A 25,333-nucleotide genomic window follows, 5' to 3' on the forward strand; every position below is an offset into this window, starting at 1 on the left:
TGGCGAGGGTTCTTGCCATTGACCCAGCCGAACACCTGGCGCTCCTGCGCCGGCGTCAACGTCCGCGGGCGACCGCTGCCTTTACGCGTCATCAATGCGCCAGCGCCGCCCTCCTGTGCTCGCGCCAGCACTTTGTACGCCCAGCCGCGATGCAGCCCGAACGACGAGGCCACTTCGGCCGGCGATTCGCCTTCGCCCATCCGTTGCAACGCCATCAGGCGCATTTCTTCCAGCACTGCCCGCGATACCAAACGTCCGTCTCTCTTCTTCATGGATGGTTGGACAGCAGACACCGGCATTTGCTCCCTAATTTACTGACTTATGAGTAACGCACAGAAAGTCACTTCTTCTGCAACAAACGCGGCACCTGCGCAGCCGCATGGGTCCAGATCGCAAGCCAGACGCCGAGCTGCGTCATCAAGCCGCGGTGGCGAGCTTCGAACTTGCGGAAATAGCGCCACAATCCACGATGTTTGTGCCACTCCACGAAAAATGGCCGCGCGCGGCTGGAGACGCCGCGCACATGCACTACCTGCAGATCGTTGGCCACCGCAACCAGGGCACCGGCCTGGCGGGCACGCCGGCACAGGTCGAGGTCTTCGGCATGCAGGCGATAACTGCCGTCCCAGCCGTCCAGCCGGTCGAACAGGCTGCGCTGCATGAGCATCAACGCGCCGGAGATGGCGTCTACCGGCTGCAGGGCCCGCGACGGGTCGGCCGGCACCGTCAGATTGGCGGCAGCACGCGGCGCGCGCAGCATCGCCGCAAAATCCGGGTCGCGGCGGCGCACAGCCATATCCGGACGCCCTTGCTCATCCACCTGCTCCACTCCCAGCAGTACCGCCGGATGCCCCGCTGCGCGGTCGCATAGCTGCAGCAAGGTGTCGCGCGCGACCATCAAGTCGGGGTTGATAAAGACCAGCCAGGGCGCCTGCGAGTCGCGCGCGCCCTGATTGCACGCAGTGGCGAAACCGGGGTTATCGGGGTTGGCGATGAAATGCAGCCGCGCATCGGCCAGGGCATGACGCTGCACGACTTCCAGGGTGTCGTCGCTGGAAGCGTTGTCGACCACCCGGATCTCGCTGATGCCCTCGGCCGCGCGCAATCGCGACAGGCAGGCATCGATGGTGCTGCTGCTCTGATAGGTGACAACGACGGCGGCGATCTGGACGGCAGTCATCCGCCCATTATCCGGTGCCGGAGCGGCGCAGCGCCATCTCAAGTTCGCAGCTGCAAGCTACGCATCAGGCGTTGTCGCGGCTGCATTGCGTTGATATTCCCGGGCGGGCTGGACATTGCGCCACGCTCCTGCTTGCAGGCAGTCACTCGCGCCGTATGCGCTTGGCGGCATGGCGACCCATGCTGGCAAAGCGCATACTGCGCGTCGGGAGCCGCCGTGCGGTCTCCGTTTACGACATTTTGAGCGACCTGCAAAACGACTGCGCAGCCACCAGGCGGGCGCGGGCGGCACTCGATGCATGTAACGCGCGTACATCCGCTTCAGAGCACACCGCCCACACCCATCTGATCGCCAGTTGTTTTGCCAATCGCTTTTGGTGCACTCCCACACCTGATTGTTGAGATGACGGCTAGCGATCTTTCGGTTTCGCGCTGCCTTTTCATTCCCTGCATCGCCGCTGCCTGATGGCGGATGCGATGCGACGACGGCCTGGCAGCGCCGTTCTTGTCATTGCCGGCGCGAGTGCCGGGTCCGCCGCTTCGCCCCCTTTCCATTGGTCTATACCACTCACCGGGGCAGAGCGATCCGTGGGTCTGTCAGGAATCAGGCCATGAACGTGCCGCATCAGGTGCATGGCATGAGCCTGGAACTGGCGCTGCCGGACTGGCCGGTGCTCACCACCGATGAAATCCATCGCGTGCTGCATGGGTGTGCAGCCGCAGGCCGGCTCATTGCGGTGCGATGGCAGAGCGCGCGCCCGTTCTCGGCAGCAGCTTGCGTGGACGCTGAAAGCGGCCCGGTCATCGTCAAACGCCACCATCGCAGCGTGCGCAGCGTCGCCGCGCTGCGCGAGGAACACAACTTTATTGCCCATCTGCGCTGGGCCGGCGCGCCAGTGGCGGAGGTGCTGCACGACGCCCAGGGCTGCACCGCACTGACGTACGACGAGTGGGTGTACGAAGTGCAGCGCGTCGGCGCCGGGCGCGACCTCTACCGCGATGCATTGTCGTGGACACCGTTCACCGACGTGGCACATGCGCGGGCGGCCGGCGCTGCGTTGGCGCAACTGCACAGCGCCGCCCAGGGCTTCGATGCGCCGGTGCGCTCCACCAGCGTGCTGGTCGCCAACCTGCGGCTGTTTGCGCAGGCGGACCCGCTGCAGGCGTTGCACGATGCATTGCCAACGCGGCCGCACCTGGCAGCCGCCTTGCAATACCGCCCCTGGCAACACGATCTCGCCACCCATCTGCTGCCCTGGCATGCGCGCGCGTGGCCGCTGCTGTCTGCGCCGGGCGCGCTACCGCCGCTGTGGACGCATGGCGATTGGCACGCGTCCAACCTGCTGTGGGACACCGACGACGGGCACACCCGCGTCAGCGCCATCTTCGATTTCGGGTTGAGCGATTGCAGCAGCGCACTGTTCGATCTGGCGACCGCCATCGAGCGCAACCTCATCCCCTGGCTGCGCCTGGACACCGGCGCACGCGCGCAGGCCGAACTGGCACAGCTCGACGCGCTACTGGATGGCTATGCGCAGCATCGTCCACTGGATGCCAACCAGTTGCGCCGCCTGGCCGCACTGCTGCCGATCGTGCATGCCGACTTCGCCTTGAGCGAAATCGAATATTTCGCCGGCATCACACGTTCGCCCACCAACGCCGACATCGCCTATCACCGCTATTTGCTCGGCCATGCGGACTGGTTTACCAGCGCCGATGGCCAGCACCTGCTTGAGCATCTGCACGCGCGTGCGCGCCGGCTGCCGTGAGCGCCCTCATTTCTCTTTCCTGTCGAGCGTTGTCAATGTCTGCGACCTTCCCCCTGCTCTCCCGCTGCCCGCTCGCGCTGGTATTGGCGTTGTGCTGCACCCCTGCACTGGCGCAGCAGCAACCCGACGCCAATGCCGTCGAACTGGATGCGGTCAACGTGCGTGGCGAGCGCGTCGAGACCAGCACGGCATTGAGCGGATTCGGCGCAACCCGGCTGCTGGACGCACCCGCGTCGATCGCGCTCATCGATCGTCAGCAATTGCTCGATCGTCAGGCACGCGTGCTCAGTGAAGTCCTGCGTGCCGATGCTTCCGCTGGCGATGCGTATGCGCCCATTGGCTATTACGAAAACTTCGTGGTGCGCGGCTATTCGCTCAATGCCGCCAACAGCTACCGTATCAACGGCATGAGCGCGGTGGGCGAACAATCGATCGCGTTGGAAAACAAACAGCAGGTGCAACTCCTCAAGGGTCTGGCCGGGTTGCAGTCGGGCGTCAACGAACCGGCCGGGCTGATCGACTACCGCACCAAGCGGCCCGAGCACGTGCGCAGCGTGACCCTGGGCACCGACGAACAAGGCTCACGCTATCTCGCCGCCGATCTGGGCGACTGGTTCGGTGCCGAACGCACGCTGGGCGTGCGCATCAACGCCGCACGCGAAGACATCGACAGCGATGTCGATCATGCCGACGGCTACCGCAATTTCCTGTCGCTGGCCGGCGACTGGAAGATCACCCCGCAAGCGCTGTTGCAGCTGGACGTGGAATATCAGCATCGGCAACAGCGCTCGGTGCCGGGCTATCAACTGCTGGGTGGCACGCAGGTGCCGCGTGATATCGATGTGCATCGCCTGCTCGGCTACCAGCCGTGGGCACGTCCGGTGGAAATGGATTCGCTCAACGCGCAGTTCCGGTACGCCTACCAGTTCAACGACGACTGGCGCGCCACTGCCGACGCATCGCGCAGCCGCTCGACGATCAACGACTTCTCTGCGTTCGCCTGGGGCTGTTATGGCGCGGCAAGCTGCGCCGACTTCGCCACGCCGAACTTCTTCAGCGCGCAGGGCGAGTACGACGTCTACGATTACCGCAGCCCCGACGACACCCGCGTGCACAATCAACTGCGTGCCACGCTGGAAGGCCGTGTCGCTACCGGCGCGCTGGAACATCGCCTGAGCGTCGGCGGCGAATGGTTGCGCCGCACCATCGACCGTTTTGGCTCAGTCAACGCATTCGTCGGCAGCGGCAGCATCGACCGCGACCCGGAGGTGTTTGCGCAGACCGATGTGCCGCTGGCCCCAAAGCAGCGCCGACTGGATAGCCGCCAGCGCGCGCTCGTGTTGGCCGACCGCATCGGCCTGGGTGCGCAATGGGAACTGTCGCTTGGCGGGCGCTACGTGCAACTGGACGAACGCAGCTTCGATCGCGACGGCCTGCTGGAACGACGCATGCGCAAAGACACGGTGCTGCCGCAGGCGGCGCTGCTGTTCAAGCCGCAGCAGAACGTGTCGCTGTATGCCAGCTACGCCAAGAGCCTGGCGGCCGGCGGCACGGCGCCGTGGTTTGCCGATAACGCCGACGAGATCCTGCCGCCCACCAATGCATATCAGCTGGAAACCGGCGCAAAGATCGACCTGCAGAGCCTGCGCCTGGGCGCGGCATTGTTCGACATCCGTCAGGCCTATCAGTTCACCCAACCGCAGGCCGATGGCGGTCTGCTCTATGTGCAGCAGGGCCGCCTGCACAACCGCGGCCTGGAGCTGTCTGCCGACGGTGCAGCGACCCGGCAGCTGCGTCTGTTCGCCAGCATCGCAGCAATCCGCGCGCGTGCAGAAGACACCGACATTGCCGAGTATGAGGGCCATCAGGCGATCAACGTGCCCAAGCTGCGCGCCAGCGTGCAGGCCGATTACAGCGTGCCCGGCGTCGATGGACTGGCGCTGCTGGCCGGCGTGCAATACAGCGGGCGCAAGTTCGCCGACCGCCTCGGCAACGCCAGCGTGCCGGCCTACGCCGTGGCCAATCTGGGTGCGCGCTACGCCACGGCGCTGGGCGGGCTGGCGACCACCTGGCGTTTGAACGTGGACAACGTGTTCGATAAGCGCTATTGGCGCGATTCCGGCGAATATCAGGGCGATGCGTATCTGTTCCCCGGTGCGCCGCGCACTGCGCGGCTGACCGTGCAGGTGGATTTCTAGATCGCCATGGCATGCACTCGCTACATGCCTTCCCGTGCCTGCGCGGGAAGAACGCGCAAGTGATGCGCTGCTTGGCAGCGTCGGCCGCCGACGCATCCGCAAGATGCTGTGATCAGCGGCTTGTCACCTGCCTTGCTGGCATGTTGCGCGCCGTGCGTTTGCTGCACGCAGCATCCGGGTTCGAAGGGCGGCTACCAGGACCTAGCAAGCATTCGTCAGGCGGGTATGAACGGCGCTGCGGAACCGGAGTTTTTGCGAGATGTACGCCACACCGCGCACTGGACGCCCCTGCATGGCGACTGCGCAGTGGTTTTGTTAGCCGCCCTAAGTTGTCTTACGCATCTCCACCATAATCCACACCGCACCAGATCCCGTATGTCGCTGCTCGAATCCATCGCCGTCGCGATCAACCTGCTGGGCGTGTGGCTGACCGCGCGGCGCATTCGCTGGTGCTGGCCGGTGGGCATCGTGGCGGTGGCGTTGTACGCGTGGCTGTTCTATCAGTGGAAGCTGTACTCGGACATGCTGCTGCAAGGGGTCTATGTGCTGACCCAGCTCTACGGATGGTGGCACTGGCAACGCGGAAGCCCTGCAGACACGCGCATCCGCCCGCTGCCGATGCCGGTGATGGAATGCTGGCTCTCGCTGTGCATCGGCGCCGCGTTCGCTGCGTCACTCGGCGCCTACATGCATTACCGCACCGATGCGGCGCTGCCGTGGCTGGATGCGGCGCTTGCCAGTTTCAGCCTGGTGGCCAGCCTGTGGGCAGCACGCAAGCGTATCGCCAACTGGGTGTTGTGGATCGTACTCGACTGCGTTTATGTCGGCGTCTTCATCAGCAAGGGGCTGCACCCTACTGCCGCGCTCTACGCCGGCTTCGTGGCGCTTGCGGTGTACGGCTGGCGCAGCTGGAAAACCCAACAGAACCCGAACCTGGCTAGCGCACGCTGAGCCAGGCGCGTTTTGTGCACGCGTTCTTCTTTACCATCGCAACATGCACGCCTTCCACCTCATGGCATTGCCTAGATCCCGCGCCTTCCATCAACGGTTCGCCGCATGAGCGTGTCGCGCCAGCACACCATCACCGAAGCGATCTCCGCACAGATTGCAGCAGGCGAATGGGGTCAGGATCAACGCTTGCCGGTGGAACGCGCATTGGCCGAGCGGTTCGGCTGCACCCGCATCACGCTGCGCGAAGCCTTGCAACAACTTGAAGCCGAAGGCCGCATCTACCGCGAGAATCGTCGCGGCTGGTTCGTCAGCGCGTCGCGCGTGCGCTACGACCCCACCAGCATCGCCGGTTTCATGCAGTACGTGGCCGCGCAAGGGCGCAAGCCGCGCACCGAATTATTGAGCGCTACCAGACAGGTCGCGGGCGCTGCCTACGCTGCGGCATTGCGATTGGATAGCCCGTACGACGAGGTTTTCGTGCTGCAACGTCGGCGTTGGATCGATCGTCGCGCCGTGCTGCTGGAAACCAATGTGGTGCTCGCGGCCTGGGCGCCGGGCCTGCTCGAACACGATCTGGCCGGGTCGCTGTCGACGGTGTTCAACCAGCAACTCGGCCTGTTTCTCAGCCGCGCGCAACTGTCGATGCACCCGGCCGGTTTGGACGCAGCACAGGCGATGCTGCTGCAGTCCGCTCCCGGCACGCCGTGCTTCCGTCTGCAGCGGATCAGCTTTGCCGAAGATGGCCGCGCGGTGGAACTGGATATCGAATCCTGGCGTCATGACGCAGTGGATGTGGTGGTGCGGACAGAGGCACCGACGCGGTCGGCGCTGTAGCGACGGGAATCGGGAATCGGGAATCGGGAATCGGGAATCGATTAAGAGCATGCCTCGCCGTCATCTTGGTTGCGGGTGCGGCGCCTCATTACAGACTCATTGCAACTGTCGCGATGGATGCGGGTGGTGTGCTCGGAGCAGAGCGCACAGGTGGCACCTGCAGTGGCTGGCAGCGGCTGCACACGGATGCCGACTGTGCGGTGGTGTTTCGGTCGCTTGATCAAGTGCATCACTGTGTCGATCCGAGGACCCTGCGAAGCACGGTCGCGAGACGACCAAGAGCCGCTAACAACAAGACGTGGCGGGCAGCCGTCAGGTGGCCGTAGCCGGCGCACGGGAAACCGCAGTGGACGAGTGGTGTACGCCGCACAACGCACCGGGCGCAAACATCTGGCTGTGCGCGAAATTGCGTTGTCAGCTGCTCTACGCGTCGAACAACGCGCGTTGCGGATCCGGTGGCGGCAGGTCGGCCAGTAAGTGGGTCAGCTGATCGCGCTGCGCACGCAGCGGGTCGTGCATCAGGAAGTTGGCCAAACGGGCATGCCAGGCCGGCCAGCGGGTAGCCAAGGCATCCATGTCGCCATCGGCCGGGCGGCCCTCGTGTGGCGAGGCGACGAAAGCGGTACCGCACAACACATTGCGCCAGCCCAGCCCGCCCATGCGCAGACTCAAATCCACCAGCGCGGCGTACCACGAACCATAGCTGCTGGCATCCAGGCCGCCGGCCTTGCGCCGTGCAGCGCCACGCAACAGCACCGCGTGCCCGATCGCCGATGGAAGTTCCGGATGCAGCGGCGGCATTGCGGCACAGGCAGCGGCAAGCCGCTCCGTTGCATCCGGCATGGGGTTGAGTTCGCCCAGCCGCGGCCAGCTGCAGGCTTCGCCCACATTGCTCCAAGGCGTGGCGGTGGCAATCGCGGCGTCGCGTGCGAAACATGCGGTCAGTTGCTGCAACCACCCAGGCAACGGGCGGGCATCCACTCCGAGCACCACCACGTCGGCATCGCCGCAAGCGATGAGCATTTCGTCCAGATGCGCGACCTCGCCCAGCATGCGCTGGCGACGGGTGTGATGCGCCTGCAATTGCGTGCGCACCAGCCAATGCTCGATTACTGCGCGCCCACGCGGGCCAGCTTGCGCATCGTCGGCCAGCCATACCCGCGTGCCTGCGGGTGTGGCGGCATCCAACGCCCCCAGACATGCATCCAACGCCTCCTCGTCGGTGCCGACCGGCACCAACACGACCGGCAGCGCTGCACTCATTGCGGTTTCTGGCTGGGCTTCAGCGGCTCCATGGCCTTGAATTTCTGACCATATTCGTCGGTGAGATTGCGCGCTTCCTGCGGGTTGCGCACGATCGAGGGAGTGATCAGCACGATGACTTCGCGGCGGGCGCTGTTACGGCTCTTGGATCCAAACAGCGCGCCAACAACCGGTAGCTTGCTCAGGAAGGGAATTCCGTTACTGCCATCACTGGTCGTATCGTCGATCAGACCGGCCAACATGATCGTATCGCCGCTCTGCACGGCAGCTTCCGTCTTTACACGGCGCGTATTGATATCAACGTTACAAGCGGCGGCATTGACCGTCGCAGTAGCCGAAGTACAGGCAGCGGGACGATCACCAGGACTACTGACTTCCTGCACGATATCCAAGAACACCATGCCGTCCTTGGTCACACGCGGACGCACTTTCAGGATTACGCCAGTGTCGATGTACTGCACCGAGGAAAAGCTGCTGTCGCTTCCGAGACCGGTATTGATAGACGTCGAATTGATCGCAATACGTGAGCCAACATTCAGCGTTGCCTCGGCGTTGTTGCGTACAAAAACAGAAGGCGTTTGCAGAAGACGCACATTAGTCACCTCATCAAGTGCATGGATGATCGAGGCCGCATTCTTGCCCAAGAACGTCCACTGAGCGCCTTTTTCACCGGTGATTTTCCCAGCGATATCTCCCCAAATGTTTCTCCCTGCTGCGCTTGCCAAGCCGGCACCAGCGCCAATGCCGGTGCTATTGGCGGCCGAATCCGCTGCAGCATTCACCGAGTTCTCGAAGTACCAATTCACACCATACTGCAGCTTGCCAGTCAAATTCACCTCGGCCACCTGCGCTTCGATATGCACCTGCATCGGCATCACGTCGAGCTTTTCGATGACATCGCGGATCGAGCTCCAGGCCTGCGGCGTGGAGCGCACCAGCAAGGTATTGGTCTCGGCCACCGCCGATACACCCACCTTGTCGCCGGCCACATCCAGCGTCACCGCGCCGTTGCCATTGCTGCGCGGCGACAGCTGCAGGCTGCCGTTACCCAGACCACCACTGCTGCTGCCACCTCCACTGCTGCCGAAGCTGCTGCCCGACGAGCTGCCATCGCCGCTGTCGCCGATGCTGCCGCCGGTCATGCCGGAGCTGCCACCCATGCTGCTGTCGCGATTGCCGAGCGCGCCGCCAAGCACGCTGGTTTCCGACCCTGGCACCAGCGATGCATTGGAATCGCCGCCGCTGCTGTGGCCGCCGAACACTTCCGACAGACGATCCGCCAGGTCCTTGGCCTTGATGTACTTCAACTCGTACGAAAACAGCCGTACCCCGCCGCCGGCACTGTCGATACGGTCCAGCCACTGCTGGATCTGGTCCAGGTAGCGCGGCTGCGGAGTAATCACCAGCAAGGCATTGGCGTTTTCCAGCGGCATGAAGCGGAACATGCCGGCGCTGGGGGTCTTGCTCTGCTCGCCGAATACCTTCTCCAGATCGGCGCTGACCTTTTCGGCCTTGCCGGACTGGATCGGGAACACGCCCACCGACATGCCCGACAACCAGTCCACGTCGAAGATCTGCACGGTGCGCAGGTAGTTTTCCAGCTCGGCGCGGGTACCGCCCAGGGTGATCACGTTGCGCGCCGGGTCGGTACCGACGATGGCATTCGGGCGCGCATAGGGCTCGAGCACCTTCTTCATTTCGCTGGCCGAGATGTACTTCAGCGGCACCACGCGTACCTCGAAACCGCGCGCGGCCGAGGGCGAGGCGGTGCTGGGCGCGACGGTGCCGGCCAATGCCTGGTCGGCCGGCACGATGTTGTAGCGGCCACCGCTGAACACCATGCGGGCATTGTTCCAGCCCAGCACCATCTCCAGCAGGTTCAGCGCCTGCGCGGGCGAGACCGGATTGGGCGTGGCCAGGGTCACGGTGCCCTGCACGCCGGGCGCGATGACGTAGTTCTGACCAAGCATGTCGCCCAGGATGGCCTTGACCACGGCCTGCACCGATTCGCCTTCGAAATTGAAGGTAGCGCTGCCGCTGCTGGCCATGCCCAGCGTGGGCGCCGGCGCGGACGCGGCGCTCTGGTTGATCATGGTGCCGCTGCCGCGCCGGATCACCGGGCTGGGCTTGGCGCTGGCCTTACCGTCGGCACTCTGCTCGGCGGTGGTTTGAGTGGCGCCGGCAGCGCCGACGTTCGGATCCAAGCGCGCGTCGCGGCGCACGTCCGGCGGCGGAGTGGTGGCGCAACCGGCCAGCAGGCCAATCAGCAGGGATACGGGAAACAGGCGCGGCGTCATGCGTTCACTCATTGGGTCTGACCGGGGGGAGAGCCGCTCTGGCGCTGCTGTTGCAGCTGGCGGCGTCGGGCTTCGATGCGTTCGCGGATGGCACGCATCTGATCGTCGGAGGGGCGTGGAGCTTCCTGCGCGCCATCGCTACGCTGCGGCTGCACGGTTGGCAGTGCCTGCCAGCCGGGCTGTTGCACCGGCGGCACGGATTGCGGTTGCGGTTGCGGTTGCGGTTGTTGCTGTTGCGGCGGCGGCACGGCAACTGCCGCAGCGTCGGGAGACGGCACCGGCGCAGTCGCAGTACCGGCACCACGTGCGGCGGCATTGGCAGTGGGCGGCTGCCCGCCCTGGCCGTTGAACACGTGCAATTCCAGCGTTTGCGTGCCGCTGGGGCCTTCGATGGTGGCGCTACGCGGCTGCAAGGCGAGCAGGCGCCAGCCTTTGACCGCATCACCGCCCAGTTGCACGCGCACCGAATCCTGTGGGTCCAGGCTCAACGTCGCCATCTTGAAGGTATCGGTCAGCAGCACGCCGGTCAGGCGCACTGTCGAAGCAGCGCCGCTGCCGTCGTTGCCGGACAGGAAGAACGGATGCGGCAGGCGGTCTTCGGCGAACGCCGGATGCGCGGCGATTTCCGAATATTTTTCGAACGCGCCCAGGCGCTCCGGTGCCGGTGCCGGTAACGTGGGCAGGCGCTGCACCAAGGCCGGGTCGTCGGGCAGCAGCTCGACGCGCTTGCCCAGGCCGGCAACGGCCAGCGCGCACACCAGCATCGCCCACCCGACCACGGTGGCCAGCAACCAGGTGCGCAGGCCGATCATGTCAAGGCGCATTGCTGGCCTCCGCGGCGTTGGGAGCGGCAGGTGCGGTTTCGTTATTCAGCGGTGCGGCGCTGGCGCCCGGGCGCAGATAACCGGCCAGTTCGAAGGCAATATCCAGACCATTGCCGCTTTCGTTCGGCGAGAGCTGGTAGCGCTGCGCCATCACGTTGAGGTTGTCCACGAACAACCGCGGCGTGCCGTTTTCCAGGCTGTACAGCACCGAAGCCAGTTCTGGCGTGCCGCAGCGCAAACGCACTTGCACCGCCACGCGGGTGAAGCGGTTCTTGCTCTCGGGCTGCAGCGGCGAACGGTTGCTGATGGCGCAACTGCGGTTACCGGGGCTGGCTTCCACAACCGCGCGCTCGAGGCGCTGCACCAGCCCAGCGGAGGCGAGTTCGGCCGAGGTTTCCGGCAAAAAGCCTGGGCGGCTTTCCAGCGTCTGACGCGCCTGCCGCAGCCGCTTGCTGACTTCCGTTGCCTGCTGCAGCTGCACACGCACGCGCAGTTCGCGCTCGCGTAGCGCTTGCAGGTCGTCCTGCACCGCAATCATCGGTTGCGTGAACCACGGGTGCACCAGCACCAGGTAGGCCACGCCGAGCACCAGCAACAGCAGGCCCAAAGCGATCCAGCGATCGCGCTTAACGCTGCGTGGCATCGGCCGCCTCCTTCGCATCGGGGCCGGCAAGTTCGGCGGTGATGGTGAAGCGGTCGACGTTACGGCCGGCATCGCTCTGCAGCACGCCGGTCAGCGATGGCGTGCGCCACAGCGGCGAGCCTTCCAGACGACGCACCAGCGAAGAAGCTTCATTGCTCAATCCGATCAACTGCAATTGCCCGCCTTCGACTGAAAATTTTTCCAGATAGGTGCCACCGGGCAAACGCCGGCTCAGTTCGTCCCAGATCTCCACCGAGGTCGGGCGGGTCGCGCGTTGTTGCTGGAAGAACCGCGCGCCTTCAACCAGATCCATCAATTGCTGGCGTTCGGCAGCGACCTGGCGCGCGCGCGCGGCGTTGGCCTGCACCTTGGCGCGCAGATCGTCGGCGGCCTGGCGGCGATTGTCGAGCAGCAGCCAGCCGGCCACCGCCAGCAAGACCAGCGCTGAAGCGGCAAGCAGCAGATTCCAGCGCTGCATCGGGTCGCTGCGGCGCAGGCGGCGTGCCGGCGGCAGCAGGTTCACACCAAGTGGCAGGCCTTTCGCATCGGTGACATCGATGCCCGACAGCGCGCTGTTCCATGCGTCCGGCACACCGGCCGGGCCATCGATCATGCGCCGCGGCACCACCACCAGTTCGGCATCGAACTGGCCGTCTTCGCGCACGTCAAGCACGCGCGCATCGAAATACACCTGGTCGGCGGTGAACGGGGTTTGCCGATCGATCTCGAAACGCGCCACATCCTGCAACCGCGCCGCGGCCGCGGCAGGCAGGCGCAATGGCCGGCGCAGCGCGTGCGCGGCCGGCAACAGCCAATGCCGCGGCAGGCTTTCCAGCGCAGTCGGCAGCAAGCTATTCACTTCCTGCGGATGGACCGGCCACGGCAGACTGGCGACGCTGTCGCAGCTATGGTCGCGCTGGCGCAGCAACTGCAGCGCGTCGCCGTCCTGTTGCAACAACAGGCGTGCCTGCGACAAACCCAATTGCCATTGCCACCGCTGCGGCAGCCAGGCCAGCAGCGATTGTTGCCACCAACGCCAGAACCCTCCGGCTCCCGGCATGGCGCGTACGCCGATACGACCCAAGGTATCCCGCCATGCGGTCATTGCACTGCTGCTCCCTCTTCCCAACGCAACACGGTATAGGCCGACCCTGGTAATGCGGACGCGCCGGTCGACACCAACGCCCGCAACACAGCCTCGCGTCCCTGACTCAGTCGCGCCCGGCTCTCGATACTATAAGTGCCCGAGCCACCGATCGTCGCGTCGCTGCCCGGCAAACCCAGCGGCGCGTCACGCTGGGCCAGCAGTTGCTGCGCGTCCAGCCCCATCGCGGTGAGCACCGGGGCCGGCGCAAAACGCGCTTCAGGCCGCGAACGACCGCTGTACAGCGTGACGTTGGGCAACAGCTTGCGATACAGCTCGCCATCGATGCCCAGCACCAGGCGCAGTTCGCCCAGCGTTTCGAATGGGCTGTCTTTTGCGCCATACGGCAGACCGGCATCGGCGTAATCGCGATCTTCTGCGCCACCGCCGGGCTGGCTCAATGAATCGGTATCGCGCCAATCGACAATGGCACCGGCAATCCGGGTGGCGCTGGACTGGTCGCCACCGACCGCGCGCACCAGACCGGCCAGCAAGCCGGGCTCGGCCATGTTCAGATCCACCTTGCCGCTTTCATCGGTGATACGAATCTCCACGCTGGCATCGTCCATTTGCCAGCGATAGCGCCGGCCGTCTGGACGCCAGCGTGCCTGGGTGTCGGCGTCTTGCAAGCGAAACAATGCGTATTCCAGGCCAGCGCGCGCGTATTCCTGCGCCTGCGCGCCGTTGCGCAGCATGCTGCCCTGCAGTGCTTCCACGCGTGCAGTGAGCGCGAACGCACCGATCATCGCGGTGAGCAACGCGATCAACCACAACACCAGCACCAGCGCGGCACCGCGCGCGCGGCTCATTGCCCGGCCCCCGGGTTGCTGGATTGCGGCAACGCCACCACCATCGGCGGCCATGCGGCATCGTCACTGCGGATCTCGATGCGCACCATCAACGGCAAGCGGTCGTGCCATTCCCACTGCGGCAGCCACGCGCTCAGCCGGCTGGTTTGGGGATCCATACCGCGATAACGGAAATTCACCTGTTGCACGCCTTCGGCAAGTTTTTCCGGCGGCAGCGGGCTACTCTCTTCGATCGTCTTGCCGGATTGCAGCATGGTCAACGCAATCAGCAGGTTGCGCTGATCGCCATCGCCGGCCACCGACAGGTCGTGCAGATACGGCCCGCCGCGGCCAAGATAATCCGGTACGTCTGCGGCAAAGCGCAGGCGCTGCGGCTCGCCGATGAACAGGATCGGCTGCTGGCTTTGCGTATCGATGCCCATGGCGATCGGCAATGCCGCAGCCAAGCGCTGCCGCAGGAATTCTTCCACCGCACGCACCCGCTCGCTGCGTTGTGCGATCGCTTCGCCGCGCTGACTCACCGCACTGGCCGAGCGCAAGGTGGCAAACGCCAACGCCAGCCCACCGACCAACAACATCGTGGCCAGCAACACTTCGATCAAGGTGAAGCCCGCGCTGCGCGAACGGCTCATGACGGGTTGCCCTGCGCGCTGGCGGCCACCAGCCGCAAGGTGCGCCATTGCAGCATCTGATTGGGCTGCTCGCCCCAACGCACGACCAAGGTCAGTTGCAGCAGACGATGCGCGCCGGGCGATAGCGGCGCCTGCAGGTTGCGCCGCGGTTCGTCGTAAGGGCGCACATCCATCGACCAGCGAAAGTGGCCGTTCTCGAAGGTGCCTTGTTGCTGCGCGGGCTCCAGCGGCTTTTCGATGCCTTGCACCGCCAGCAGCGATTGCGCGTGCAACGTGGCGCGCGTGCTTTCATCGGCTGCGCGCACCTGGCGTGCGGCGCCGGACAACGACCCCAGCAACAGGCTCAATGCCAAGGCCAACAACGCAAAGGCGACGATCACTTCGATCAAGGTGTAACCGCGCTGACACTTCATGGCGATGGCGTCCGCAAGGGGCCCGAACGCACCTCGCCGGTGATCCAGCCCACGTCGACACGCCATCTGGCGTCCTTGACCTGCAAATCGATGCGCCCGCCGGTAGATGCGCCATCCGGGAAAAACTGGATCGCGCCCTGATCCTGCCGCGACTGCACCTGGCGCGCGCCAGTGAACCGGATCTCCAGCGACGGCGGCAGATCGCCATGATGGCCGCCGGGTGCTTCCCAGCGACGCTGCTGCGGGTCGATCAAGAACCGCTGCGGCGTGCCGGTGGCAATCGCCTGGGTGCGCGTATAGCGCAGTTGCGAGGCGATCGCCTTGCCGGCGGTGCGCAGGCGCATGCCGTCGATGCCGCCGTTCAGTGCCGCAGCGGCGAGCACGCCGGCCATTGCGATCAACGCGATGACCAGCAGCATCTCCAGCAACGAGGTGCCACGCGTGCGTGCCCGACCAGGGCCGCCCCCTCCATGCGGATGAAACAACGGCTGACACGCAACGCGCATGACGAGAGCTTATTGGTACTTGATGTCTGCGTCGTAACTGCTGCCACCGGGCTTGCCGTCCTTGCCCAGGCTCATCAGGTCGAACGGCTGACCGTCGCCGGGCACGCGGTATTCGATGGCGTGGCCCCATGGGTCGTTGAGTTCGGCCGGCTTGGCGTAAGGCCCCAACCAACCGCTGCTGTCGCCGGGCTGGGTGACCAGGTCATCGAGCTTGCTCGGCAACTTGCCGGTATCGAGCTGAAAATTCTCGATCTTGCCGGCCAGGGTCTGGATCTGCGACTTGGCCAAATTGGCCTTGCCGCGATCGGCGCCGCCGAGCACGCGACTGCCGACCAGCGTGAGGACCGCACCGATCAGCACGATGACGATGATGATTTCCAGCAAGCTCATGCCGGCCTGGCCTGCGCGCGACGGACTGCGGGTAATGGAACGCTTGATCATGAACGATTTCCTTGCACGTCGATGAAGGATGCCGCCGCCAACAAATGACACGGCGACCATTGCAATGGTTCCCGCATGGGTGTCGTGCGGTCACCGGAACGTTGTGGTGAATACGCTGCCCGGTCAAGACGACTGGCACAGCGCCGCGCGCGCTTGGCCGTTGGGCCCGGCGCGCGCGCAGGAGATGCAGTGTACGAGCGGTCCAGGCCGATTCCGAGCGCCGGCTGCGTTCGCCTGATGGCTGCACCGGTGCAGTGACCTCCGCTCTCAGCCGATTGCATTGGTGAGGTCATACAGCGGGACGAGTACTGAAATGATGACAAGCCCCACCACCGAGGCCAGCACCAGCGTGATGAACGGCACCAGCGCAGCCAGTGCGCGGTCGATGGCCTGCGCGGTTTCCAGCTCGAAGGTGTCGGCGGTCTTGAGCAGCATCGTATCCAGTGCGCCGGATTCTTCGCCCACCTGAATCATCTGCAGCGCCAGTCGCGGAAAGCGCTTGCCGCGTGCCAGCGACATCGACAGGCCATGGCCGTTCTTGACGTCGTCGGCCGCGTTAGCGACATCCTCCACCAACGCCAGATTGGACATCACATTACGCGCGATGCCGATCGCCGCCAGCAGCGGCACGCCATTGCGCAGCAAGGTGCCCAACGTGCGTGTCAGGCGTGCGGTTTCCAGCCGCGCGATGAGGCTGCCGACCACTTTCTGGCGCAGCAGCCATTCGTCCAGCGACGCACGGAATGCGGCATTGCGACGCTTGCGATCCAGCCACAGCCCCAGTACGCCCGGCACCACGATCAGCACCAGCCACCAGTCGCGCACCAGCAGGCCAACGCTCAACACCGCCTGGGTAAACCACGGCAGTGCCACATCCAGGCTTTCGTACATCTGCGCAAATTGCGGCACCACATAACCGAGCAGGAACAGCAGCGCGCAGCCCACCACCGCGAGCAGGATCGCCGGGTAGATCAACGCGTTGATCACCTTGCCCCGGAGCGCACGGCTGCGCTCCAGATAATCGGCCAGCCGTTGCAGCGTGTCCTGCATGCTGCCGCCGGCTTCGCCCGCGCGCACCATGTTGATGTACAGCTTGGAAAACAGCCCGTGCTGGCGCTCGAGTGCGGACGACAATGGCGCACCGCCGCGCACGGTATCGCGCACATCGCCGATCACCCGCCGGCTTTTTTCGTCTTCGGGCAGATCCATCAGAATCGACAGCGCGCGATCCAGCGGCTGCCCGGCCCCGATCAACGTCGCCAGTTGCTGGGTAAATTGCACCAGTGCCGCGTTATCGAACGGCTTCTTGCGCAACAACATGCGCAGCGATGGCGAATCGTTTTCGCCGGTGGCCAGGCGCGTTTCCACCGGCAGATGGCCCTGTTCCTGCAGACGCAACGCCACCTCGGCGTCGCTGGCCGCTTCCATCTGGCCGTCGAGCATTTCGCCGTGCGCGTCCAGGGCTTTGTAGCGGTAGAGAGGCATCAGACGGTGGGGCCGGGAATCGGGAATCGGGACTTGGGAATGGGCAACAGCGCATCGCAGCGCACTGCCGACATCGCGCACGCATCGCTGTCCACGCACAGCGAAGCCGGCGGATTGATGTGCTGGCGGGTCGTTGGTCCGGTGCCTGCAAAGCGCGTTCCTGCCAGCTTACCGATCACGCATCCTCCGTGACGCGCAGGACTTCTTCGATGGTGGTTTCGCCACGCAAGGCCTTGGACAAGCCATCCTCGTACATGGTGCGCATGCCGGCCTGGCGGGCCAGTTGTTCGATCTCGCCCATGCCGGCGCGGCGCATCACCGCGCGGCGCAATTCGTCGTTCATCACCAGGAATTCGACGATGGTGGTGCGGCCCAGATAACCGGTGGGTGCGGTGGCCGAGGGACGCGGCCGATACAGGAAAATCTCGCCCTCGGGCTGCAGACGGCGCAGATTGAAGCGTTCGATCTCTTCGGGCGATGCGGCGTAGCGTTCGGCATTGGCCAGATCGAGTTTGCGCACCAGCCGTTGCGCCAGGATGCCGTTAATGGTGGAGGTGAGCAGGTAATCCTCCACGCCCATGTCGAGCAGACGGGTGATGCCGCCGGCTGCGTTATTGGTGTGCAGCGTGGACAGCACCAAATGGCCGGTGAGCGCGGACTGGATCGCGATGCGCGCGGTTTCCAGATCGCGCATTTCGCCGATCATGATGATGTCCGGATCCTGACGCACGATGCTGCGTAGGGCGTTGGCGAAATCCAGCCCGATCTGCGGCTTGGCCTGGATCTGGTTGATGCCTTCGATCTGGTATTCCACCGGGTCTTCGACGGTGATGATTTTTACGTCGGAGGTGTTGAGCTGGCTCAACGCGGTGTACAGCGTGGTAGTCTTGCCCGAACCGGTGGGACCGGTGACCAGCATGATGCCGTGCGGTTGTTCCAGCACCTTGCGGAACTGCGGCAAAAACGCTTCGGTAAAGCCGAGCTTGTAGAAGTCGAACACCACCGTTTCGCGATCGAGCAGACGCATCACCACGCTTTCGCCATGCGCGGTGGGCACGGTGCTGACGCGCAGATCCAGCTCCTTGCCCTGCACGCGCAACATGATGCGGCCGTCCTGCGGCAGGCGGCGTTCGGCGATATTGAGCTTGGCCATGATCTTGATGCGGCTGATCACTGCGGCAGTGAGCTTGGCCGGCGGGCTTTCGCCTTCCACCAGCACGCCGTCGACGCGGTAACGCACCTTGAGCCGGCTTTCGAACGGCTCGATATGGATGTCGGAGGCACGCAGTTCCACCGCGTGCTGGATCACCAGATTCACCAGCCGGATCACTGGGGCTTCGGAGGCCAGATCGCGCAGCGCTTCGATGTCGTCGCTGCTGTTGGCATCGCCATCGGCGGTTTCGACGATGGTGCCCATCGCACTACGGCCCTGGCCGTACCAGCGCTCGATCAGATCGTCGATTTCCGAGCGCAAGCCAACCTGCAACAGCAGCGTGCAGCCCGTGGCAAGACGCACTGCATCGATGGCGTAATCGTCGTAGGGATCGGCGATCCACAGCTCCAGCCGGCCAGCGCGTTCGCCAACCGGGCAGAGATGAAATTGTTTGAGAAAGCGCAGCGACAGACTCTGCACTTCAGACAGCATTTCCGGCGGGGTGTCGCCAAGCTGGCGTACATCCACCAACGGCAGGCCGAGCACCTCGGCGCACGTTTCTGCATGATCGCGTTCGGACACCAGACCCAGGCGGCCGAGCAAGGTGAGCAAGCCCATGCCGGATTCGGTCTGCAATTGGCGCGCCCGCAGCAGATCGGTGTCTTTCAGACGACGGCGTTCAAGCAGCGCATCGACGATGCGCATTTCCGCATTTCGATGCTCGATAGGATCGACGGCAACCGCGTTCACACTCGTCTCCACTGGTCCGGCGCCGACTGTAGCAGTTTGCCGGGACGATCAACCGCACGCATCTGAATCGCCTTGAAAAGCAATGCCCCCGGTGATTGGCAGGGGGCATCGGCCACACTATTTCGCTACTTACTGTCGTGCAACGAGCGTCAGCTTCGCGTAGCTCGCCGCACAGACCAACTTGATGTAGTATGTGCCAGCCTTGGGTGCAGTGAAACGCACGGTTTCGCTGTTGCCCGGGCGGGTCGACTTGGCGTCGTAGCTGGTCGTGCTGGGCTCGGCCCCAAAGCTGACGTACATCGACACATCGCCGGTGCCGCCGTAGGTGATGAAGCTGAGCAAAGCACCGGCCTTGGCGTCGAAGCGGTACAGCGTGGAGCTGCCGGCGGCGCCGCTCAGTCCAGCCACCGGTGCCTTGTTGGTCAGTTCGATAGCGCTCGGTGCGCAGCTCTGGGTGGCCGGGTCGCACGGCTCTTCCAACACCGCTTTCAACGCGGCCTTGGCATCGACGATGCCGCTACCGATCGGGGTGCTGGCCGGCGGGGTCACCGGGAAGCGACGGCTGGTCTTCTTGAGCAGCGCTTCGACCGCAGCCGGGGTCAGCGGGCCTTTGCCCAGACCGATCGCCGCGCTCTGCACCAACGCCACGACGCCAGCCACGTGCGGGGAGGCCATCGAGGTGCCGCCTAAAGCTATATAGGGATAGCGATCCGAGGTCGGCGGGTGGCACCGGTGTAGCCGGCCTGCCAGATGTAACCGCCCGGATTGCCATCCACGCTACCACCGCCGCCCGGGCCGGACAGGTCGACCTTGCTGCCGTAGTTGGAGTAATAGGTGACGCCGCCGGTGATGCGCGTGGCGCCAACGGTGATGGTGTTATTGCAGCTGGCCGGCGAGTGGTTGGCTGCGTCGTCGCCGTCGTTACCGGCCGCGACCACCACGGTGGTGCCACGCGATACGGCGCCATTGATCGCCAGCTGGGTGGCCGAATCGCAGGGACCGCCGCCGCCCAGGCTTATGTTGATGACTTCAGAGGGTTGGTGTTGGCCGGCACGCCTTCAACGGTGCCGCCGGAAGCCCACACGATCGCATCGGCGATGTCGGAGCTGTAACCGCCGCAACGGCCAACCACGCGCACCGGCAGGATGCTCGCCTTCGGCGCCACGCCAGCCATGCCCAAGCCGTTATTGGTCGCTTCGGCCACGGTGCTAGAGACATGGGTGCCGTGGCAGGTGCTTGCCTGCGCTGTCGACCCGATTTAGCACACGTTGTCGGCCTCCTGCCAGTCGCCGTAATCGAGTGCGCCCGGCACGCGCGCATCGGTAGGACGACGCGAGACTTCAGCGTCGGTGATGAAGTCATAGCCCTGCAGGATGTTGCCGGCGAAATCCGGATGGCCCGGCAGGATGTCGGTATCCAGCACCGCCACCACCACGCCGGCGCCCTGCGACAGATCCCACGCGCCCGGCGCATTGATGCCGCCGTGGGGATTGCTCGGGTGCCACTGGTGCTGCGCGTACAACGGTTCGTTGGGAACAAGGTGCGGGCTCACATCGGCGGCGGCAACGCGCTTGCTGATGTCAATCGGGCGCAGCATGCGGTCGATCTGCACGTCGGCCACGGACGGGTCGTTCTTCAGCTCAACCACCACCTTGTCCACCTGCGCGGCGGTCAGCGTGCTGGACAGCTTGATCAGGTCCGAGCCAATGCCCAGCTTACGCACGTAAATCGCCTTGGCGACGGCAGCGCTGCTACGCGCACTGGTGCTGCCACCAACGCGGCCCACCGCGGCCTGCACGGCGATCAGCTTGCTGCTGCGATCGGTTGCAGCAGCGGTGTTGTCCTTGTAACGCACGATCAACCGGCTACCGAACGCTGCGCCGGCCGGGGCTGCCTGGGTCGGTTCCTTGACCAGCAGTTTGGGGGCGGCAGCGAGGGCGCCAGACGCACCAAAGGCCATCATCAGGATGGCGCCGGTCAGCGGGTTGAGACGGAAATTCTTGTCGATCACGGTGAAGTCGTCTTCGTATTTTTCGTGAATCAGGCTGGGAGCAGCCAGCGCAATCGCTGCGTCCCGCGGTGCCGTGCGCTGCGTCCTTGCCGGCCACCCCTGGTACAGCCATCACTCCATGCGAATCCGTTGGCCGGCCCAGCCACGGTCCTTGCCCGCTCCCTCAGGCTTTACACATCGCGACGGCGCACCTGGCGCCGCCGCGTTGATGCAATTACGCTTACCAGCCGAAACCGGCACCCACGCCAATCGAGCTGTCGCCACTACTGAGCGCGCCGCCCACGGTGACCGTGGCGCGCGGGCTGATGGCGCGCTGGTAGCCCACCGACAATGCGGATTCGCCGTTCTGGAAACCGACACCGGCACCGATGCGGTTCGGCGAAGCGATACCGGCCACGCTGGCGGACATGTTCAACATCGCCGAGCTCATCGCACCCTGGCGGTCCAGACGCCGGTTCTGACGGCGCAGACGATCTTCGATATCGCCCTGATAGCTTTCGAAGCTGTCTGCCATCGCATTGTAGCGGCTGTCGGTGTAGCTATTGGCGGCGGCAACGCCGTTGTCCAACTGGCCCTTGTTGACCGCATCGGTGGCACGCGTACCGGCGGCCACATTGGCTACCTGACGCTCGCCGCCGACGCTTCCCACCGACACCGTATTGGCACGATCGGCAACCGAGCCCTGACCCAGTGCGACAGCACCTTGTGCAGTGGCACGTGCGCCCTGGCCGATCGCGGTGCCGGACGCGGCGGTCACTTGCGCGCCATCGCCCATGGCCACGGCATTGGTGGCCACGGCCGCGATCTGCGTATTGGCACCTACCGCCGTGCTGCCGTCGGCATTGACGCGTGCATTGCTGCCGATTGCGGTGTCGTTGGCGCCATGCGCATACGCGCTGCCACCAATCGCCGTGCCGGTGACGTTGTTGGCCACTGCTGCCGTACCGACCGCCGTGGAGGTGGCTGCCGGCGTGATGCTGCCGACCACGGCGGCGGTGGGTGTGCCCTGCACACCGGCCGTTGCATCGATCGCAGTGCTTGCGACGTTGCTGGACACAGCGCTGACCGCAGTCGCCGCCATTGCCGGTACTGTTGCGGTGCGCAGCGACGCGGTGCGTGCTGCGGTGTTGGCGGGAGTGCCACCACTGCGTGCGTCCAGTTCGGTGACCTTGCTGTCCAACGCAGTCAATGCCGCACCGACGTTGTTGTAGCTTGCACCCTGGATCAAATAGGTCGGCGCCACGAACACACCCTGCGCACCGATCGCCGCACCGCCGCCGAGGAAGCTGGCTGCATTGCTCAACGACTCGAACAACTGGCCGCCGTTGATCGCATCGGTGCTGGCACTGGCAACCGCGCCGGCGCCCACATTGACGATACGGCGCGTGGCCGGGCCACCGCGACCGTTGCCGCTGCCCACCGACACCGTATCGGCATCGTAGGTGCTCGAGCCCGAGCCCAATGCCACCGAATCGGCACCGGTTGCACCGGCATTGGCACCCAGTGCCACGCCGTTGACTGCGCTCTGGCGCACGTACGAGTTGTAGCCCACCGACACCGCATTTTCGCCGATGACGTTGACCTGACGACCGACGCCGGTGCTGTTGATGCCGGTGGCCGATGCATCCACACCGATCAGACTGGCGCCCACCGCCTTGGCGCGGCTACCGCCACCCAAGGCCAGCGTGTTGTCGGCTAGCGCGGCTGCGCTCTGGCCCACCGCAGTGGCATTGACGCCGTCGGCATAGGAATCCCGGCCGATGGCGGTGGTGTAGTCCGCAGTGGCCCAAGCACCGGCACCGAAGGCCGCTGCGCCCTTGCCGGACGCTTGTGTCGGGATCCAGCCGGAGAACGCGCTGCCGCCGACGGCCACGCTCTCTTCGCCGGTGGCTTTGCTGATTTCGCCAATGGCGACCGCGCTGGCACCGGAGGCCTGCGCCGCCAAACCGACGGCGGTGCTGTAATCGCTCGACGCCACCGCGCTGTAGCCCAGCGCCGACGACAAGCGACCGTTGGATTGGCTGAAGCCACCTAAGGCGGTACTGCCGACATTGGAGGCGGTACTGTTGAAACCCTCAGCAATGGCATGAAGGTCGGACGCGACCGCTTTGCTGCCGAGTGCGATGGTGTAGGCCGAAAGCGCCTGCGCGCCCGCACCATTCGCCGTGGCGCCGATATCGCTGGCCACTGCGTTGCTGCCGACCGCGCTGCTGTTGTCGCCCAGTGCCCGCGCGGTGTTACCGAGCGCTGCCGCGCCGATGCCGTCAGCCACTGCGCCGACGCCCACTGCCGTGGCTTTGCGGACCACGGCATGCGCGCCCGCACCCAACGCGGTGGTGCCGGTACCGACGGCCTTGGCGCCCTCGCCTGCAGCCAATGCGTTTTCGCCCTCGACATAGGCACCGACATCTTTTTTGGCGCTGCCACTGGCCTTGAAGTACTTGCCGGTGGTTTGCGCGGTTTCGGCAACGGCGTTGAGCTGATTCAGATTCACCGCGTCGGTACCTTGCGTACCGGCCGCTACATTGGTGATCTGACGCTCGTTACCGGCTGCGCCGACCGACACGGTATTGGCGCGCGTGGCGACCGAGTTGGCGCCCAACGCAACCGAATTGGCGCCACGTGCGGTGCTGAAATACCCCAGCGCCGTGCTCAGTTCACCACTGGCCAAGGATTGCGGGCCCACGGCGGTTGCGCCTTCGCCCGGCGCATACGCGAAGTAGCCCACCGCGGTGGCTTCGGTGCCGGAGGCTTCGCTCAGCGTGCCGACCGCGGTGGCGTAGGTACCCGACGCAATCGCGCCGGCGCCAAGTGCAGTGGAGGCTTCGCCACTGGCCTGGGTCTGCACGAAGAGGCCCAGACCAGGAATCAGATCCACCGGACCGCCGACGGCAGTGCTGCTGGTGCCGCTGGCGCGGGTTTGCGTGCCAACCGCAGTGGCGTAATCGCCCGCCGCATTGGCGACCGCACCGAAAGCAGAGGCCTGCGCACCGGCCGCATACGCACCCACGCCGAACGACGATGCCGCAAAGCCATCGGCCTTGGCGCTGGCGCCAACTGCGGTTCCGCCGACGCCGGCGCTGGTAGCGCCGGTGGTGACCGGCACGCCGCCATTGGTGATCAACGGCTCGCCATCTTCATTCACTGCAGCGCCGCCCACGGCCACGCTGGCCGGGCCATTGGCCTGCGCGTTATGGCCGAAGGCTGCGCTGTTCTGCCCGGACGCCAGCGCATTGGTGCCGACCGCAGTAGCGTTCTCGGCCACCGCATTGGCGCCGGTTCCCAACGCTGTGGTCGCCGTGCCGACGGCATTGGCGCCCTCGCCTGCAGCCAGTGCGCTATCGCCTTCGACATAGGCGCCTACGCTCTCTTCGCCCGGGCTCGCCTTGAAGAACTGCGCGGTGTTTTCAGCAACATCGGCCACGTGGCGCAGCTGCGCCACGTTGACCGCATCGGTGGCATTGACGCCGGCAGTGACATCGGTGATGCGGCGCGTGGCCGGGCCACCGCGGCCGTTGCCACTACCGATGGACACCACGTCGTCTTCGTAGGTGCGCGAGTTTGCGCCGCTCACGCCGGCATTGGCACCAGGTGCCACGCCGTTTTCGCCGCTCTGGCGCACGAAGCTGTTGTGGCCGATGGCTAGGGCGTTTTCGCCGATCGCATTGGTCGGGCGGCCAATCGCACTGCTGTTGACGCCACTGGCGCTGCTGTCGGCGCCGGTGGCCACTGCGCCGGTTGCGCTGGCATGGCTATTGGCGCCGATGGCGGTGGCCTTGCTGGCCGGTGCCGATGCGCCGCGGCCCACTTCCACCGATTGCGCATTGGCGGGAAGCGGCGTGGCGAATCCGGCGCCACCCAGCGCCAGAGCGATGGCGGCAGTCAGTGCCAGGCGATGACGGCGATCGATGAACGAGGCTGACGCAACGGCTCCGGGGCTGTCACCACTAGACAGTTCCGAGGCGACGGCCCACACACCAAGCGATTTGTTCCAGACCTTGCGATAAATCTGATTCATCGGCGCACGATTC

20 protein-coding genes, 2 other RNA genes and 1 pseudogene are annotated in these 25,333 nt (G+C 65.2%); 4 read left to right on the forward strand and 19 right to left on the reverse strand.

Going from position 1 to position 25,333, the window contains the following annotated elements; genetic code table 11:
* Positions 1-299, reverse strand: a 299-nt coding sequence (locus WJW29_RS04470; RefSeq protein WP_146772679.1) for a helix-turn-helix domain-containing protein, incomplete at its 3' end; no start/stop codon positions are given.
* A gap of 41 nt (positions 300-340) precedes the next feature.
* On the reverse strand, positions 341-1,180 hold the full coding sequence (locus WJW29_RS04475) for a glycosyltransferase family 2 protein (protein ID WP_011407652.1): 840 nt from the start codon (positions 1,178-1,180) through the stop codon (positions 341-343).
* Positions 1,181-1,790: 610 nt separating this feature from the next.
* Between WJW29_RS04475 and WJW29_RS04480 the strand changes: the two genes are divergently transcribed.
* Together WJW29_RS04480 and WJW29_RS04485 are read left to right on the forward strand one after the other, a co-directional pair.
* Positions 1,791-2,948, forward strand: coding sequence for a phosphotransferase (locus tag WJW29_RS04480; protein ID WP_011407650.1), 1,158 nt, complete (start codon positions 1,791-1,793; stop codon positions 2,946-2,948).
* 35 nt (positions 2,949-2,983) lie between these two features.
* Positions 2,984-5,146, forward strand: coding sequence for a TonB-dependent receptor (locus WJW29_RS04485; protein ID WP_011407649.1), 2,163 nt, complete (start codon positions 2,984-2,986; stop codon positions 5,144-5,146).
* A gap of 189 nt (positions 5,147-5,335) precedes the next feature.
* Here the strand turns inward: WJW29_RS04485 and WJW29_RS04490 are convergent.
* Positions 5,336-5,407: non-coding RNA, sX9 sRNA (locus WJW29_RS04490), on the reverse strand.
* A 114-nt stretch (positions 5,408-5,521) separates the two neighbouring features.
* Here WJW29_RS04490 and pnuC point away from each other — a divergent pair.
* Both pnuC and WJW29_RS04500 read left to right on the forward strand, forming a co-directional pair.
* Positions 5,522-6,097 (forward strand): nicotinamide riboside transporter PnuC, encoded by a 576-nt coding sequence (gene pnuC, locus WJW29_RS04495; protein WP_011407648.1) that lies wholly within the window; start codon positions 5,522-5,524, stop codon positions 6,095-6,097.
* A gap of 105 nt (positions 6,098-6,202) precedes the next feature.
* Positions 6,203-6,931, forward strand: a complete 729-nt coding sequence (locus WJW29_RS04500) for a UTRA domain-containing protein (RefSeq protein ID WP_011257733.1) — start codon at positions 6,203-6,205, stop codon at positions 6,929-6,931.
* A gap of 283 nt (positions 6,932-7,214) precedes the next feature.
* Here WJW29_RS04500 and WJW29_RS04505 read toward each other — a convergent pair.
* The 16 genes and pseudogenes from WJW29_RS04505 to WJW29_RS04580 all read right to left on the reverse strand — a co-directional run bounded on the left by WJW29_RS04505 (position 7,215) and on the right by WJW29_RS04580 (position 25,320).
* Positions 7,215-7,294, reverse strand: a non-coding RNA gene (locus WJW29_RS04505) — sX9 sRNA.
* A 60-nt stretch (positions 7,295-7,354) separates the two neighbouring features.
* Positions 7,355-8,194, reverse strand: a complete 840-nt coding sequence (locus tag WJW29_RS04510) for a hypothetical protein (RefSeq protein WP_011257732.1) — start codon at positions 8,192-8,194, stop codon at positions 7,355-7,357.
* Positions 8,191-10,503 (reverse strand): type II secretion system secretin GspD, encoded by a 2,313-nt coding sequence (gspD, locus tag WJW29_RS04515; RefSeq protein ID WP_011257731.1) that lies wholly within the window; start codon positions 10,501-10,503, stop codon positions 8,191-8,193. The genes WJW29_RS04510 and gspD overlap by 4 nt, the downstream gene beginning before the upstream one ends.
* Positions 10,500-11,315 (reverse strand): type II secretion system protein XpsN, encoded by an 816-nt coding sequence (gene xpsN, locus WJW29_RS04520; protein ID WP_011257730.1) that lies wholly within the window; start codon positions 11,313-11,315, stop codon positions 10,500-10,502. The genes gspD and xpsN overlap by 4 nt, the downstream gene beginning before the upstream one ends.
* Positions 11,305-11,958, reverse strand: coding sequence for a type II secretion system protein GspM (gene gspM / locus WJW29_RS04525; protein ID WP_011407646.1), 654 nt, complete (start codon positions 11,956-11,958; stop codon positions 11,305-11,307). Before gspM ends, xpsN begins: the two co-directional genes overlap by 11 nt.
* Positions 11,942-13,063, reverse strand: coding sequence for a PilN domain-containing protein (locus tag WJW29_RS04530; protein ID WP_011407645.1), 1,122 nt, complete (start codon positions 13,061-13,063; stop codon positions 11,942-11,944). Before WJW29_RS04530 ends, gspM begins: the two co-directional genes overlap by 17 nt.
* Positions 13,060-13,911 carry a type II secretion system protein GspK gene (locus tag WJW29_RS04535; protein WP_011407644.1) on the reverse strand — a complete coding sequence of 284 codons (852 nt, stop codon included), beginning with the start codon at positions 13,909-13,911 and terminating at the stop codon, positions 13,060-13,062. Before WJW29_RS04535 ends, WJW29_RS04530 begins: the two co-directional genes overlap by 4 nt.
* Positions 13,908-14,543, reverse strand: a complete 636-nt coding sequence (locus tag WJW29_RS04540) for a type II secretion system protein J (protein ID WP_011257726.1) — start codon at positions 14,541-14,543, stop codon at positions 13,908-13,910. Before WJW29_RS04540 ends, WJW29_RS04535 begins: the two co-directional genes overlap by 4 nt.
* The gene (locus tag WJW29_RS04545) at positions 14,540-14,956 is read right to left on the reverse strand and encodes a prepilin-type N-terminal cleavage/methylation domain-containing protein (RefSeq protein ID WP_011257725.1); all 417 of its coding nucleotides are present in this window, start codon (positions 14,954-14,956) and stop codon (positions 14,540-14,542) included. Before WJW29_RS04545 ends, WJW29_RS04540 begins: the two co-directional genes overlap by 4 nt.
* Positions 14,953-15,462, reverse strand: coding sequence for a GspH/FimT family pseudopilin (locus WJW29_RS04550; protein WP_011257724.1), 510 nt, complete (start codon positions 15,460-15,462; stop codon positions 14,953-14,955). The genes WJW29_RS04545 and WJW29_RS04550 overlap by 4 nt, the downstream gene beginning before the upstream one ends.
* A gap of 9 nt (positions 15,463-15,471) precedes the next feature.
* Complete coding sequence (gspG, locus tag WJW29_RS04555; RefSeq protein ID WP_011407642.1) at positions 15,472-15,903, reverse strand: type II secretion system major pseudopilin GspG; 432 nt, start codon at positions 15,901-15,903, stop codon at positions 15,472-15,474.
* Positions 15,904-16,170: 267 nt separating this feature from the next.
* Positions 16,171-17,388 (reverse strand): type II secretion system F family protein, encoded by a 1,218-nt coding sequence (locus WJW29_RS04560; protein ID WP_011257722.1) that lies wholly within the window; start codon positions 17,386-17,388, stop codon positions 16,171-16,173.
* Positions 17,388-17,567, reverse strand: a complete 180-nt coding sequence (locus WJW29_RS04565) for a hypothetical protein (protein WP_041181968.1) — start codon at positions 17,565-17,567, stop codon at positions 17,388-17,390. Before WJW29_RS04565 ends, WJW29_RS04560 begins: the two co-directional genes overlap by 1 nt.
* Positions 17,564-19,291, reverse strand: a complete 1,728-nt coding sequence (gene gspE, locus WJW29_RS04570; RefSeq protein WP_012446069.1) for a type II secretion system ATPase GspE — start codon at positions 19,289-19,291, stop codon at positions 17,564-17,566. Before gspE ends, WJW29_RS04565 begins: the two co-directional genes overlap by 4 nt.
* A gap of 129 nt (positions 19,292-19,420) precedes the next feature.
* A pseudogene (locus WJW29_RS04575) lies at positions 19,421-21,302 on the reverse strand (diffusible signal factor-reguated S8 family serine peptidase).
* Between the two features lie 220 nt (positions 21,303-21,522).
* A complete protein-coding gene (locus WJW29_RS04580) occupies positions 21,523-25,320 on the reverse strand; it encodes an ESPR-type extended signal peptide-containing protein (RefSeq protein WP_011257720.1) in 3,798 nt (1,265 codons plus the stop codon).
* Positions 25,321-25,333: the final 13 nt, after the last annotated feature.

Source organism: Xanthomonas sp. JL1 (genome assembly GCF_038405005.1).

What these genes read in the sequence shown, in the direction of transcription:
- WJW29_RS04475 (WP_011407652.1), bottom strand. Translation starts at nt 1,180, where the DNA reads ATGACTGCCGTCCAGATCGCCGCCGTCGTTGTCACCTATCAGAGCAGC.
- WJW29_RS04480 (WP_011407650.1), top strand. Translation starts at nt 1,791, where the DNA reads ATGAACGTGCCGCATCAGGTGCATGGCATGAGCCTGGAACTGGCGCTG.
- WJW29_RS04485 (WP_011407649.1), top strand. Translation starts at nt 2,984, where the DNA reads ATGTCTGCGACCTTCCCCCTGCTCTCCCGCTGCCCGCTCGCGCTGGTA.
- pnuC (WP_011407648.1), top strand. Translation starts at nt 5,522, where the DNA reads ATGTCGCTGCTCGAATCCATCGCCGTCGCGATCAACCTGCTGGGCGTG.
- WJW29_RS04500 (WP_011257733.1), top strand. Translation starts at nt 6,203, where the DNA reads ATGAGCGTGTCGCGCCAGCACACCATCACCGAAGCGATCTCCGCACAG.
- WJW29_RS04510 (WP_011257732.1), bottom strand. Translation starts at nt 8,194, where the DNA reads ATGAGTGCAGCGCTGCCGGTCGTGTTGGTGCCGGTCGGCACCGACGAG.
- gspD (WP_011257731.1), bottom strand. Translation starts at nt 10,503, where the DNA reads ATGAGTGAACGCATGACGCCGCGCCTGTTTCCCGTATCCCTGCTGATT.
- xpsN (WP_011257730.1), bottom strand. Translation starts at nt 11,315, where the DNA reads ATGCGCCTTGACATGATCGGCCTGCGCACCTGGTTGCTGGCCACCGTG.
- gspM (WP_011407646.1), bottom strand. Translation starts at nt 11,958, where the DNA reads ATGCCACGCAGCGTTAAGCGCGATCGCTGGATCGCTTTGGGCCTGCTG.
- WJW29_RS04530 (WP_011407645.1), bottom strand. Translation starts at nt 13,063, where the DNA reads ATGACCGCATGGCGGGATACCTTGGGTCGTATCGGCGTACGCGCCATG.
- WJW29_RS04535 (WP_011407644.1), bottom strand. Translation starts at nt 13,911, where the DNA reads ATGAGCCGCGCGCGCGGTGCCGCGCTGGTGCTGGTGTTGTGGTTGATC.
- WJW29_RS04540 (WP_011257726.1), bottom strand. Translation starts at nt 14,543, where the DNA reads ATGAGCCGTTCGCGCAGCGCGGGCTTCACCTTGATCGAAGTGTTGCTG.
- WJW29_RS04545 (WP_011257725.1), bottom strand. Translation starts at nt 14,956, where the DNA reads ATGAAGTGTCAGCGCGGTTACACCTTGATCGAAGTGATCGTCGCCTTT.
- WJW29_RS04550 (WP_011257724.1), bottom strand. Translation starts at nt 15,462, where the DNA reads ATGCGCGTTGCGTGTCAGCCGTTGTTTCATCCGCATGGAGGGGGCGGC.
- gspG (WP_011407642.1), bottom strand. Translation starts at nt 15,903, where the DNA reads ATGATCAAGCGTTCCATTACCCGCAGTCCGTCGCGCGCAGGCCAGGCC.
- WJW29_RS04560 (WP_011257722.1), bottom strand. Translation starts at nt 17,388, where the DNA reads ATGCCTCTCTACCGCTACAAAGCCCTGGACGCGCACGGCGAAATGCTC.
- WJW29_RS04580 (WP_011257720.1), bottom strand. Translation starts at nt 25,320, where the DNA reads ATGAATCAGATTTATCGCAAGGTCTGGAACAAATCGCTTGGTGTGTGG.